Here is a 13,751-nt window from a genome sequence, read left to right as displayed (position 1 = left end):
ACGAAGATTTGCTGCGTATGATCAGGCCTTCACTTTTATCGATAGAGCGCTATCGTGGTTATGCTTATATTTGTGAAAGAATATTACTGAATAATGGATACGACTATCAATGCACCGGTGCAATTAACGGAAGGAGCGGTTTCTGAAATCAGAAGACTGATGAGTGAGGAAGGTTTTGATGCCACGCAGTACCTGCGCGTGGGCGTGAAAGGAGGCGGTTGCTCCGGAATGAGTTATGTACTGGGTTTCGATCAGAAAGAAGCGGATGATGATGTATTTGAAATAGAGGGCATCCCCGTGATCATGAAGCAGGCACATGGTATCTATCTTGTGGGTATCAGCATTCATTTCGAAGACGGACTCAATGCCCGCGGATTCACATTTAACAACCCGAATGCCAGCAGCACCTGTGGCTGTGGCACTTCATTCGCCGTTTAATGAACCTTACTGTTCTATATCGCTTCCTGACTGTTGTGATGACAGTGGCGGGCCTTTCTTATACAGGTTGGGCACAGTCGTCTGCTGCAACGGAAAAACCCGTTAATCAATATGACGGGAACGGTAAACAGGACGGTCTCTGGTATGTGAGCAATCCCGGAGGTAAAGGAGAGCCCGGTACCAGCATACTTGGTAACTACGATCACGGTGAGAAAACAGGCACCTGGTATATCAGCACGGATCATGGAGATATGATATCGATTGAAAACTTCAGGCATAACGTACGCGATGGAGAAGTGCAGTATTTCGAGGGAGGCAGGCTCACCACCGTGGGGCATTACCGAGGCCTGAATCCGAAAGTGGCATTGGATAGCTTTATGCTCACGGATCCGATTACCGGTGAGGAAAAACTGATGGTGGTACCTACGGAAAGGGGCAGCGTGCGGCACGGTATCTGGCGCTTTTACGACGATATGTCCGGCAAGCTCGTACGCGAAGAGCAATACCAGATGGATGAATTGATCGCGTCGCATGAGTTCCGTTATTCGTCTGCTGACAGCAGTTTTTACGAACAGCGCAACAAACATCTGCCACACAATGGCGGTAAATACGAGGGGCGTGTTTTCAGGCAGAAAAATCCCACCAAGTCCTTTCTGGACAATTAAATGAACTTTTCTTTTAACTCATTTTTAACCCGTTTACGCTTTCATAAGCGGGCACCCAAACTATTTTTGCCAGTCCCGGAACCAAATGCTTTTTTAGTCTTGAAACAGCGTTGCTTATTTTTATGCCTGCTACTGTTACCTTTTTGGGTAAGTGCACAGAATATTGTCTTTTCGGCAGAGGCGTCTCCTTCCACCGTAGGTGTAGACGATGTGGTGAAAGTGGTGTATATGCTGGAAAATATTCCGAACCTGCGGGGCGCTTCCGCTCCCGATTTCGGATCCTTTCAGGTGGTGAGCGGACCGTTCCAGTCGCAGAGTACGAATTACAGTTTTAATGGTGGCCAGCAGGTGCAGACGTCTTCTGTATCGCTTACATACGTTCTTAAGCCTTCACAGACAGGGACATTTACTATTGCGCCGATCATCGCGAAAGACGCCTCGGGTAAAACCTATCAATGTAATCCGCTGACGATCCGTGTTGTTCCGGGAAGTACCGCTCCGAAACAGCAGGCGCGCCAGCAACAGAATGCCGATCCGTTCGGTGGTTTTGACCCGTTCGATGATCCGTTCTTCGGAGGAGGCGGAAGCGATCCGTTCGCCGCTATTCAGCAACAACATGCAAGAATGCAGCAGCTGTTGCAGCAACTGCAGCAGCAGGCCCAGGGAATGAACCCGGGCGGTATGCCCAACCTGCCGAATGTGACGGAAAAAGATCTCGGTAAAAATGTCTTCGTAAAGGCAATTGTAGACAAAACAAAAGTACGCCTCGGCGAACAGGTGACGGTAACGTATAAAATGTACACCCTGATCCCGATGCAGGCTCAGTTGTCGAAACTACCCTCTCTTAACGGATTCTGGACCCAGGATTTTGAATTGCCCGCTGATCAGAAGCCCCAGCAGGAGATACTGAACGGCCAGCCATATCAGACATTCACGCTGAAAAAATCAGCGTTGTTCCCGCAACAAACAGGAAAGCTCACGCTGGACCCCGCCGAGATCAAAGGTGTGGCCAGAGTCGGAGACCGTTACAACCCCTATGGACGCGAGGTACAGTTTACGCTCAAAAGCACGCCTGTCCCGATAGAAGTGGTGCCATTACCTACGGAAAAACAACCGGCGGACTTCGGCGGCGCCGTGGGCAAATTTTCACTTTCCGCCAAGCTTGACAAGACACAGCTGAGCACTGATGATGTAGCCACGCTGACCCTGAACATTGCAGGAACGGGAAATCTGAAGCTGATAGAAGCGCCCGTATTAAAATTGCCGAACGGACTGGACGCCTACGAACCGCAGGCAACGGATACAATTACGAGTCGCAGTCTTACCATCAGCGGTAATAAAATATTCACCTATTCCATCGCGCCGCGCGTACCGGGGGATTATGAAATACCACCCATAAGCTTTTCGTTTTACGATCCTGCCACCAACACTTACACCACACTGAATACGCCTTCCTATAAACTGCAGGTGAGTCAGGGTAAAAACTACAAGAAAGACCAGGGTGTTGCGCAGATGCCGGGGGACATTCACCCTATACTGACCGCCACACCGGAATGGAAATCGGGCAGTAAGAGCATCATCTACAGTCCTGCCTACTGGTCGGTATATGCGTTGAGCATTGCCGGCCTGCTCGTTGTATTGTACCGTAAAAAGCAGCAGGATTCACTCCGGAGCAACACTGCTTTATTTAAAAAGAAAAATGCCAATAAGATCGCCCTGAAACGCATGAAAGCCGCGAAGGAGTTTATGGATCAGGGAAAGACTCCGGCATTCTACGAAGAAGTATCCAAAGCAATCTGGTTGTATTTGTCTGACAAGCTGCATATCCCGCTTTCAGGACTATCTAAAGAAACTGCCGCAGATGCGCTCGCATCGCGGAATATCAGCAGTTCTGTTTCAGAAAAGCTGGGTCGCATCATCGACGATTGCGAACTGTCTTTATACGCACCGAGCATAGCCGGACAACAGATGAACCAGACTTATACAGACGCTGTTGATCTGATCGGCTCACTTGAAGAAATGTTCAAAAAATGAAAAAGTTACTGATACTGATCTTTCTTTCACTGTTCGCGGGACGTGCAGAATCGGCAGATGTGCCGGCAGCGACGTTATGGCAACAGGGCAATACGGCTTATCAGCAAAAGAACTATGAGGCTTCCATAGCTGCTTACGAAGCTCTTCTGCGTCAGCAGCCTCATACTGCCGAGGTGTATTTCAATCTCGGTAATGCTTTCTACAGGAGCAATAAAGTTGCTGAGGCAGTGCTGCAATACGAGCGTGCACGTTTCTGCAATCCGTCTTTACAGGGCGTTGCCGACAATATCCTGCTGGCACAGCAGCGTATTCCGAATGCGTTGAAATCTTCAGAAGACATTTTCTTTGTGCGTTGGTGGCAATTACTCAGTGCCGGCAATAAAGCGGGAATGTGGGCTTTCCTCGGACTGGCAGTATTTCTTGCACTGCTCGGCTTTATCCTGATCGCGAACACCCGTAACAAATACCGTTCTTTCGCACCACAGGTATATCTCCTGGGCGGATTTACCCTGAGCATTCTGCTGCTGCTCGCTTTTACGTCGGCTCATAATGCAAGATCGACAGATAAAGCAGTTGTGATGAACAGCGCTGCAGTAATGGTTCCGGAGCCCGGGCAAACGAAAGGACAGATCATTATTCCTCAGGCAACTGTTGTGCATATGGGTGAAGCCCGCGGCCAATGGGTGGCGGTAGAGCTCCCGGACAGCAGAAGCGGCTGGATGTCTCTCTCCGATATAACACCTGTGCAAAACAACGGAAAGTAACGCTTATGTATTTCGTAAAACCTCCGGCACTGCTGAAGCGACTGTTCCCCGCGGACCTTACCTGGAGAAAAGAATCGCATGATACCGTATATCTGAGCTTCGACGACGGACCTCATCCGGTGGCGACGCCTTTTGTTCTGGATCAGCTGGATGCGTTCCATGCAAAAGCCACATTTTTTTGTATCGGCAAAAATGTTTCATTGCATCCGGATATTTACCACCGGATAGTTATTGGTGAACATTCCGTAGGTAACCATACGCAGAATCATCTGAATGGATGGAAAACTTCCACGGACATCTATCTCAAAAATGTACGCTCTGCCACCTCCACTATAGATTCCACACTGTTTCGTCCTCCTTACGGGAAAATAAAGAAAGCCCAGGCGGTGGCCATACAGAAACAAGGTTATGAGATTGTGATGTGGGACGTTCTGTGTGGGGATTTCGATACGAAGCTTTCCCCGGAACAATGCTGGCAAAACATACGCAGGCATCTCAGACCGGGTGCTATTGTGGTATTCCACGACAGCGCAAAGGCCTGGGAAAGGATGCGCTACGCTTTGCCGCTTACGCTTGACTATTGCCGCAGCCAGAACTGGAAGTTCGGTACGCTGTAGGCATGCCTGCAAAAAAACTGTTGTAACAAAAAAAGGCTGCCCGGAGGCAGCCTTTTCTATAGGATATCAGGTCCCTTATTCGACCTTAGATACTTTTTGTGTTGCAATTGTCCGGTTCTGATCATCGGCGAAGCGCACGATATAAACACCGGTAGCGAAGCTGCTCATATCAATTTCACTGAGATTTTTACCGCTGGTGAGCGTGCGGCCCTGCAGATCGGTAAGAGATACGGTCAGGCCTGCCGGAGCATCGATCACGAGACGATCTTTTGTCGGATTCGGGTAGATACGGATCTCATAGTTGCTCACCATAGATTCGTTCACGTTAGTGGAACTAAGATCAATTTCCGCACTGCGGCTGCAATTAGCTTCATTCGTAACAGTCACAGAATACTTGGCGTCACCGCTCATGGTAATGAAAGAGTCGGTAGCACCCGCTATAGGTGTACCGTTTTTATACCATTGGTAGCTTACACCACCGCCCACGTTTGCACTCAAACGCGTTCCCCACTGACGGATAACAGGAACAGGAGGACCGGCGATCACAAGAATTGAGAATCCCGGTGAAGTAGCGAAGCAGTGGTTTACAGGATCCTGCACTGTTACGGTATAATGTCCTTTTTTGGTGGCATATACAAACGTATCCGTTGCGCCCGGCACATACACTCCGTCGAGATACCACTGATAGCTGCTGAAGCCGGTTTGTGTGGCCAGCATGGTTGTATCTCCTTCACAGAAGAAGGTGTTGCCGTAAGGATGAACATAGAATGACCTTACATATTTCACGGTAATGGTAACATCGGCGGATGTATTCACGCAACCTTTGGAATCGGTAATGCGAACGGAATAGTCTCCGGCTGCAGTTGCATGGTAGGGGTTGTACACAACACCGGTCATGTCCACACCACCCTTGCGCCACTGATAGGCATAACCAGCGGAGGCGGATGCCGTAAGGATTGCCTCACTGCCATCACAGATATCGGGTCCGCCAGTCACTACCACGTTATTGTTCGGCAGTGGGTTTACTACCACGTTGATAGGTGAACTGTATGCGACGCAACCGGCAGCATTCTTCACCTTAAGACGGTAAGCACCTGATGCTGCTGCAGTGTAGGTAGTAGCGGTTTCACCGGCTATGTCGGTATTGGATTCCTGCCATTGCAAAGACAATCCTGACGCCGCAGTACCGGTTAGCGTTACAGAACCGCCCTGGCAGAATTCAGTAGGACCGCCTGCGGCAATTGTCGGTACGGCAGGCGCAATCACCGACACATCGAGTGTTGCAGAGATATCACTGCAGCCCGTGGTGGTATTGGTAACCTTTACAGAATAAATTCCTGTTGCTTTAGCTACATAAGTGTTGGTATTGGGAGCCCCCATAGACACTCCACTTTCGCGCCAGTCGTAATTCACGCCGCTGCCTGCAGTTGCTGTAATGGTGATACTGTCGCCGTTACAGAAGCTGATCGTACCGGACGGTGTGATCGAAGCCACAGGTAACGGATTTTCGGTAACGGTAACGGAGTTGCTTATTTTACTGCAGCTGCCCAGTGTGGCAGTCAGGGTGTAAGTGGATGGAGCAGATACAGTATAGGAATTGGAGGTAGCTCCGGATATTGTTCCGCCGGTATTAGCCCATTGATAAGAAACACCGCTTACGGAAGTGGTGCTCAATACAAGGCTTCCGCCTGCACAATAAGAGGTACGTCCGGAAGGACCGGATATAACCGGAGTTGCCGGTGTAGGGTTCACCGTTACAGTGATACCGGTTGAAGTATTTACACAGCCCGTAGTGGTATTCGTAACCTTTACACGGTAAGTTCCAGCGGTAGATGCAATATAGCTCGCGCTTGTAGCTCCGCTGATATCCGTTGTACCGCTCTGCCACTGATAAGACAAACCGGTGCCGGTATTGGCAGACAGTGTTACGCTCAGCCCATCGCAGAATGTAGTAGGGCCTAGCGCCGTAACGGTAGCAGTTGGCAAAGGATTCACGGTAACATTGATCGGGTTGCTGAATACACCTGCACAGGAGCTGGTGGAAACGCGAACCGTATAAACGCCCGTTGACGTTGCGGAGTAGGACGTGGTGGTGATACCGGTATTGGTGGCATCTTTAAACCAGTTGTATGTAACGCCGGGGAGTGTTGTTGTGCTGAGTGTAACGGAACCGCCCAGGCAGAATGTGGTGTCGGAACCCGGAGCGATAGTGGTAGGATTCAGTACATAAACCGTAAAACCGGCAGTAGTATCACTTTGGCCGCTCAATGTGCAGATCGAAACGAGGCGGTAGTCTTTATTGACAGTTGCGGAAGTGGTCAGCGAAGCGAATGTATCCGCAACACCCATATTCGCGTAAGAGCCGCTGCCCGCATTGCGTGACTGCCACTGGTAGTGCATGCCGGTACCCACAGTGAGGCCGGTTGCATTCAGGGTAAAAGACGTAGCGGTACAAACTGCAGTGGAAGGACCTGTCACCGTACCGGTGTTCGGCTTGCCTGCGCAGGTGGCATCAACGGTCAACTGTATGTTCGGGCGCTTAACGGAAGTAGTGGTAAATGAAGAACCCAGCGCGGAGGTTCCGTAATAATATGCAGACACCGAGCCGCTGGTTGTGCTGCAGGTGTACACTGGGAAGGCGGTTGTACCTGTTTCCGCCGTCGTTTTCACAATGACGATATCGAGGTAGTTACTGCCGCCGGAGTAGGTCATGATATCGGAAGCCGCCGTCGAAAGGTTGACGGTAGTCCATCCGCTGGTCATGGAATTATCTATATAACTACTGTTGTACACCCGCTTGTAGCCCGTCGGAAAACCGGAAGGCACAGCCGTGGTAAGCGTGGACGAAGTAGTCTCGCGCATGTAAATGGTTATGTAGTTGATGCTCGTAGACGTGGATCCGGAATACTTCTGGAAACCGAGCGCTGTGATGGTTCCCGTGGCTCCGATCTCGGAGGAGGAAAACAGCATACGCGCCGCAGAGTAGGAAGTCCTTCTGTTTGTCGGGGTAAAACTGGAAGTGTCTGTTCCGGGAGTTGACGGAATCGTGATTACCGTCCCGAATGCATCACTGAATCCGAGCAGCACCAGAAGCGGCGCCACGAGCGAAAACAGGAACTTTCCCGAAAGTTTCGGAGTAGATATTAGGGTCATGAGTAAAAATTTGAGTTGTAAAATAAGAATTTTTTAATAATTATACAACGGAAAAGGCAGATTTCAGACAAAAAAGGTTTCAGGTGCGAACTGTTAGCGAAGCGTACTTTCTTGTCTATATTTGCAGCGTCGATCCTCTGTATAAAATGAATGTCAGCCGAATAAGTTTTTATCCATCAGCAGCAGTTCTGATCCTCCTTCTGGCAGGATTTAGTCCCACGTGCCTGTATGCCCAGGGAAAAGGTACTGATAATGAGGATGAAGCATTGCCCGCAGTTGCGATGCACTGTGATCCGCGTGTTGAGATACTGGCTCACTTTTCGGAATCTGCAAAACCGGCTGCGCCGGGCAATGCTGCCGGCGCCGGGCTCAGAAGAGGTTCTGTGTCGGGCTCCATCCGGTCGGCACATGGATTCAGGATCATTATTTATTCAGGTATCGACCGCAATAAGGCTACCAGCACCAAAGTGGATTTTATGCGCCGCTATCCCGGCATCCGGGTATATATGTCATATGCGCTCCCGCAATACCGCGTAAAGGTGGGCGACTTCCTTTCACGCGGCGAAGCATCCGGTCTGTATCTGCAGCTGAATAAACAATATTCTCCCTGCATGATTGTACCGGATATCGTAGAAATAAATACATTCCGCAGAAACAATGATCCAGCAAATACGTCAAAGGAGCCGTGAGTTATCCGGCGAGATCCGCTCTATCCGCCAGCATATACACCAGCATCCCGAACTTTCCTTTGAGGAGTTTGAGACCGCAAAATATGTCGCGGCAAAGCTGGACGCGTTAGGAATCGATTATCAGAGCGGCGTTGCAGGAACCGGAATTGTAGCTGTGATCCGGGGGCGTCAGCCGGAATCCCGTTGTCTTGCCATACGTGCGGAACTCGATGCCCTGCCCATAAAAGAACTGAATGAGGTAAGCTATAAATCCATTAATGAGGGCATCATGCACGCATGCGGCCATGACGTTCATACCGCATGCCTGCTGGGCGTAGCGCAGATAATGCACGAACTCCGGGATCAGTTCAGCGGAACACTCAAACTTATTTTTCAACCCGGGGAAGAAATGCACCCGGGGGGCGGCTCGCTGATGATTGAAGCGGGTGTGCTGGAAAATCCGAAAATAGATGCCATACTTGCGTTACATGTATATCCGCATCTGCCGGCAGGTGTGGTGGGATTCCGTTCCGGTCAGTATATGGCCAGCACAGACGAGATCCACATAAAGATAACCGGTAAGGGCGGTCATGCGGCCCTGCCCCACCAGACGATAGACCCGATTGCGATTGCTGCGGAGACGATCGTTGCCCTGCAGCAGGTAGTGTCGCGCAGAAGCAACCCGATCAGTCCTTCCGTGCTGAGCTTCGGGAAGATTGCAGGCGGAACAGTCAACAATGTAATACCGGACGAAGTGGAACTTGCGGGCACACTGCGTACCATGGATGAACAATGGCGTGCTGAAGCCCACAAGCTTATCAGAAACGTGACCCATAACATTTCGGAAGCGTTCGGAGCACAGGCGCATATAGATATTCCCAAGGGATACCCCTCTTTATATAACGATCCGGTGCTGACAGCTCAGATCGGGGGTTTCGCTGAAGCGTTTCTCGGTAAGGATCAGGTGCGTGAATTATCATTGAGAATGACCGCCGACGATTTTGCTTTTTACAGTCAGTCCGTTCCCGGATGTTATTTCAGACTCGGCACGAATACCAATAATGCCGCGCATACCGTATCCGTTCATAATGCCCGCTTCGATATCGATGAGTCGGCGCTGGAAACAGGTGTAGGCGTAATGAGCTTTGCAGCATTTTCTTACCTTCAGTAAAGATGAAAGGCAAACTGTATATGATTCCGGTACCCATCAGCGAAGAGGGTGTGCATACGTTATCCCCGGAGATAGCAATCCATTGTGGCCGGATAAAACACTTCTTCGTGGAACACCTGCGTGAAGCACGGCGTTTCCTGAAATCGGTGGATAAAAGTATTGATATTGACAGCTGCTCATTTTCCGAGATGAATGAGCACCAGGTACCGGACATTGCATTGCTGCTGCGCTGGCTGCGTGAAGGACTGGAGATAGGTGTATTAAGCGATGCAGGCTGCCCCGGCATAGCAGATCCGGGGGCAATACTTGCCGAAGCAGCCCAGCAGAAAGGATTCCGGGTAATACCGCTGGTAGGGCCCAGCTCTGTTTTACTCGCCCTGATGGCTTCCGGGATGAACGGCCAAAGCTTCGCATTCAATGGCTATCTTCCCGTAAAAGAACCAGGGAGAGCCAAACGCATCAAGGAACTTGAGTCCAGATCGGCGATCGAAAACCAGACACAGCTGTTCATAGAAACACCTTACCGCAACAATCAGCTCCTGAAAGACCTGATCAAAACCTGCAAAGGGGAAACACGGCTGTGCATTGCGCTCGACATCACCGCTCCGAACGAAAATATCCGCACCCGCACAATCAGGGAATGGGAAAAAGAAAACCCCGAACTGCCGAAACAGCCGGGGATATTTTTACTGATGGCTTAAGCGCCTACAATACCTGCAGACTTTTCATCACGATATGCTTTACTTCAGACATCGGCACGCGCTCCTGCTGCATGCTGTCGCGATGACGTATCGTAACCGTACCATCTTCCTTAGACTGGTGATCGACGGTCACGCAGAACGGCGTACCGATCGCATCCTGGCGGCGGTAACGCTTTCCGATCGCATCTTTCTCTTCATAAAAACAGCGGAATAAAGGACGGCATTCTTTCATCAGCTCATCTGCCAGTTCAGGCAATCCGTCTTTCTTCGTAAGCGGGAACACCGCCAGTTTTACGGGTGCGAGGAACGCCGGCAGCTTCAGCACCACACGGTCGTCTTTCTTTTCTTCTGTACTCAGATCTTCTATCGTATAGGCTTCACTCAACAGCATCATCACCGTACGATCCAATCCGATAGAGGTTTCCACTACATACGGAATGTAGTTGCCGTAAGCTTTCCCGTTTTCGTCGAGATCCGCATCGAAATACTGCATTTTCTTGCGACTGTATTCCTGGTGGCTTTTCAGGTCGAAATCCGTGCGGCTATGGACACCTTCCACTTCCTTAAAGCCCATCGGGAAATCATATTCTATATCGCAGGCTGCATCTGCATAGTGTGCCAGTTTCACATGATCGTGGAAACGGTAACGGTCGGGGCTGATGCCCAGGCTCAGATGCCATTTCATGCGTTGTTCCTTCCAGTATTCGTACCACTGCTTCTGCGTGCCGGGACGTACGAAAAACTGCATTTCCATCTGTTCGAATTCCCGCATACGGAAAATAAATCCGCGTGCAACGATCTCATTCCGGAACGCCTTGCCTGTCTGCGCAATGCCGAACGGTATTTTCATCCTGCCTGATTTCTGCACATTCAGGAAATTCACAAAAATTCCCTGAGCCGTTTCCGGACGCAGGTACACTTTATTTTCGTCGGGATCATCGGATGCAACGGCTCCGAACTCGGTTGCAAACATCAGGTTGAACTGACGCACATCCGTCCAGTTGGCTGTGCCGCTGATACCGCACTTGATTTTTTCTGTTTCGATCAGTTGCTTCAGTCCGGCAAAGTCATCGGCTGCGAGCAACGCATCCATACGCGCAAGCAAATCTTTTGCTTTTTCCGCATCCAGTGTTTCGGCAAATCCTTCGATCAGGTGATCCACACGATAGCGCTTTTTGCTGTCCTTGTTGTCGATCATCGGATCGGAGAAGTTATCCACGTGGCCGCTGGCTTTCCATACGGTAGGATGCATGAATATAGCCGCGTCTATGCCAACGATATTATCGTGCATCTGCGTCATGCTGCGCCACCAGTAGTCGCGTATATTGCGTTTCAGTTCCACGCCGTTCTGACCGTAGTCATACACCGCGCCTAAGCCTTCATAAATTTCTGAGGAAGGAAATACAAAGCCATACTCTTTGCAATGGCCGATAATATCCTGCAATTTGTTCTCGTTTGCCATATTCGGTAGTCTGCGCGCAAAGATAACGGAGCAGATAGTTTTTAAACAGAAAAATATAAGCCGGGTAACACAAAAAAGCCCCGGAATATCCGGGGCCTGTTATTATATTTTGAGTAAACACTATTCCTGGTTCGTGGCAACCTGCGTCTGCAGCGCCTGTTTGCCGGTACCGTCGATGAATCCCTGCAGGATCACGGTATAAGCTTTACCCGCATTCATCACTTTCAGCGGAATATCGAGCCACATCGTGTCCATGTCTCCGAGCATGTAACGCACTTTCCATTTGTAATCTCCCGGCATCATCTCACGGAAAGAAGTCACATCGCGGAAGAACATATTACCGAATATGGTTGACGAGTCGGCAGCCATCACGAGGTCGGCACGACGCAGCGTATCCGGACACAGGTTGATGAAACGCAGATGGGCGCGGGTTTTCGAAAGGCTGTCGAGTTTGTCATTTACAAGTAAAGAACTCTTCTTACTGAAGGAATCCACCAGGAACAGGGAGAAAGATTGGTTCACTGCAAGGTTGGCAGGAATCCGGTAAGCAACCGTATCGACGGAATCGAGCCGGTACGTGGTCATCAGCAGGTTACGGTTACCTGCCTCGATATTGAGATAACCGGTATTCGCACCGTACAGCAACACATACGGACCCACGATCGTGGAATCGGACTGTACATTGAATCCCGGAGCATCCGGACTCATATTAAAGACGTTCAGCTTTGCGTATTGCTTGGGAGCCTCGTCTTTTTTACAAGACCAGAATAAAGCGCTGCAAGACAATACCGCCATTGCCGCCATCTTCAATTGCTTTTTCATTCCCGAAAGAGTTTGTTTTGTTTAAAATTCAAATATACACACAGAATGCATCTGTGTTTGTGCACAATAGTAATAGAAATTGCTGAAAACTGCAAATCCTGCTCAGGGACGGTAGCGCGAGAGCAGGTAAAGGTAGGGTGCGTGCAGATGATGCACAAACACAGCTGTGTCGCTATCCGGGAACCTGCGGTAATAGGCTGAATCCGGCATCAGCACCACATAGTTACCGGCACGCGTATAGTCCATGCCTGTTTCATACACCGGCGTCCGGAACGATTGCAATGATTTCCGCACTATTTTTCCTGCCGTTCGGGCCAGGTACCTTCGGTAGATCTTCTCTGCCTTACGCGTACTCTTATCCAGTCGCCGGTAAGCATGCGCCAGCGCCCAGCGAACAGGTACTTTCTGCTTTCTGATCACGCTGCCCGCCCCGGCAAACGGATTGGTCTTATTGAAATCTCTGATCGTCTGTATGGATACAGGAGTCTCCGGTACCCAGTCGGCTGCATTCACCACATTGAACGCCCATCCTCCACGCGTAAGATTTTCGTAATCATATGCAAAGTATAGGTTCCCGGGCTTTGGCCCCGCACTGGCATAGCTTTTGATACGCATCCCGGCAAAAGCGCCGCTTTGCTGCATCATGCGCAGCTGGGCCGTGAGCAGGTAAGTGAGCGCGCCGCCCTGACTGTGTCCGATGATGCTCAGGTCTCTCACGCCTGCACGATAGCATGAATCCAGCCTGGGAAGGATTTCGCGCGACAGAAATCCGAGGCTCAGCAACCATCCGACATGTACGGTGGCGCGAGGATGCTGTGCCAGCCGGTAATCAAAACGGAAACTGTCGCTTACCTGTACCGATCCGTTTGCCGGTACCATTCCTGCGTAAAAATTAGCCAACCAGCTGAGTGCGGCGGCGGTGGTACCCCTCAGACTGATCACAGCCGACTGCTGCGGTCCGCCCCAGAGCTCCCAGAGATTGTCGAGTCCCACAGGAGCCGAGCGGTAAACAAGCTGATGTGTCGCCGGCTTGGGTATGTGTTTGTAATAGTCAGGACTCAGCGCTCCGGTACGTGCGGATATATACATCAGTTCTGCGTACTCCCCCGCATCAAAACCTGCCCGCAGGGGCAGCGTCTGCGCCAGCGAAAACATCGGCAAAAGTGCTGCAATACAATATAAAAGAACGCGTTTCATATAAATGCCGGAGTTTAAGAACGAACAAATACAAAAATGCGCTATTTTCTTTACAGGCC

The 13,751-nt window shown here is 50.4% G+C and carries 12 protein-coding genes; 8 read left to right on the top strand and 4 right to left on the bottom strand.

Going from position 1 to position 13,751, the window contains the following annotated elements; genetic code table 11:
• Window positions 1–93 precede the first annotated feature (93 nt).
• From ABD846_RS00775 to ABD846_RS00755, 5 genes are all read left to right on the top strand, one after another.
• Window positions 94–438 (top strand): HesB/IscA family protein, encoded by a 345-nt coding sequence (locus ABD846_RS00775; RefSeq protein ID WP_344821679.1) that lies wholly within the window; start codon window positions 94–96, stop codon window positions 436–438.
• Entirely contained in the window at window positions 438–1,103 is a 666-nt protein-coding gene (locus ABD846_RS00770; RefSeq protein WP_344821677.1) for a toxin-antitoxin system YwqK family antitoxin, read from the top strand. The genes ABD846_RS00775 and ABD846_RS00770 overlap by 1 nt, the downstream gene beginning before the upstream one ends.
• A 99-nt stretch (window positions 1,104–1,202) precedes the next feature.
• Complete coding sequence (locus ABD846_RS00765) at window positions 1,203–3,137, top strand: BatD family protein (RefSeq protein ID WP_344821676.1); 1,935 nt, start codon at window positions 1,203–1,205, stop codon at window positions 3,135–3,137.
• On the top strand, window positions 3,134–3,901 hold the full coding sequence (locus ABD846_RS00760; protein WP_344821675.1) for a tetratricopeptide repeat protein: 768 nt from the start codon (window positions 3,134–3,136) through the stop codon (window positions 3,899–3,901). The genes ABD846_RS00765 and ABD846_RS00760 overlap by 4 nt, the downstream gene beginning before the upstream one ends.
• A 5-nt stretch (window positions 3,902–3,906) precedes the next feature.
• A complete protein-coding gene (locus tag ABD846_RS00755; RefSeq protein WP_344821673.1) occupies window positions 3,907–4,518 on the top strand; it encodes a polysaccharide deacetylase family protein in 612 nt (203 codons plus the stop codon).
• A 75-nt stretch (window positions 4,519–4,593) separates the two neighbouring features.
• On the opposite strand, the gene ABD846_RS00750 is transcribed toward ABD846_RS00755, so the two are convergent.
• Window positions 4,594–7,671: a T9SS type A sorting domain-containing protein gene (locus tag ABD846_RS00750; protein ID WP_344821671.1), complete on the bottom strand. Its 3,078-nt coding sequence runs from the start codon at window positions 7,669–7,671 to the stop codon at window positions 4,594–4,596.
• Window positions 7,672–7,817: 146 nt separating this feature from the next.
• Here ABD846_RS00750 and ABD846_RS00745 point away from each other — a divergent pair, with 146 nt between their 5' ends.
• Genes ABD846_RS00745 through ABD846_RS00735 form a run of 3 tightly spaced genes read left to right on the top strand, consistent with a single transcriptional unit; the run spans window position 7,818 to window position 10,211 of the window.
• Window positions 7,818–8,360: a hypothetical protein gene (locus ABD846_RS00745; protein ID WP_344821670.1), complete on the top strand. Its 543-nt coding sequence runs from the start codon at window positions 7,818–7,820 to the stop codon at window positions 8,358–8,360.
• Window positions 8,329–9,510 (top strand): M20 metallopeptidase family protein, encoded by a 1,182-nt coding sequence (locus ABD846_RS00740; RefSeq protein WP_344821669.1) that lies wholly within the window; start codon window positions 8,329–8,331, stop codon window positions 9,508–9,510. Before ABD846_RS00745 ends, ABD846_RS00740 begins: the two co-directional genes overlap by 32 nt.
• A 2-nt stretch (window positions 9,511–9,512) precedes the next feature.
• Complete coding sequence (locus ABD846_RS00735; RefSeq protein ID WP_344821667.1) at window positions 9,513–10,211, top strand: SAM-dependent methyltransferase; 699 nt, start codon at window positions 9,513–9,515, stop codon at window positions 10,209–10,211.
• Window positions 10,212–10,215: 4 nt separating this feature from the next.
• Here ABD846_RS00735 and ABD846_RS00730 read toward each other — a convergent pair whose 3' ends face one another.
• From ABD846_RS00730 to ABD846_RS00720, 3 genes are all read right to left on the bottom strand, one after another.
• Window positions 10,216–11,673: a glycine--tRNA ligase gene (locus ABD846_RS00730; RefSeq protein ID WP_344821665.1), complete on the bottom strand. Its 1,458-nt coding sequence runs from the start codon at window positions 11,671–11,673 to the stop codon at window positions 10,216–10,218.
• A gap of 120 nt (window positions 11,674–11,793) precedes the next feature.
• Window positions 11,794–12,495, bottom strand: coding sequence for a DUF4397 domain-containing protein (locus ABD846_RS00725; RefSeq protein ID WP_344821664.1), 702 nt, complete (start codon window positions 12,493–12,495; stop codon window positions 11,794–11,796).
• A gap of 102 nt (window positions 12,496–12,597) precedes the next feature.
• Complete coding sequence (locus tag ABD846_RS00720) at window positions 12,598–13,692, bottom strand: lipase family protein (protein WP_344821663.1); 1,095 nt, start codon at window positions 13,690–13,692, stop codon at window positions 12,598–12,600.
• Window positions 13,693–13,751: the final 59 nt, after the last annotated feature.

This window comes from Rurimicrobium arvi (genome assembly GCF_039540495.1).
Classification (GTDB): domain Bacteria; phylum Bacteroidota; class Bacteroidia; order Chitinophagales; family Chitinophagaceae; genus Rurimicrobium; species Rurimicrobium arvi.
This window is presented reverse-complemented; position numbering and strand designations above follow the sequence as displayed.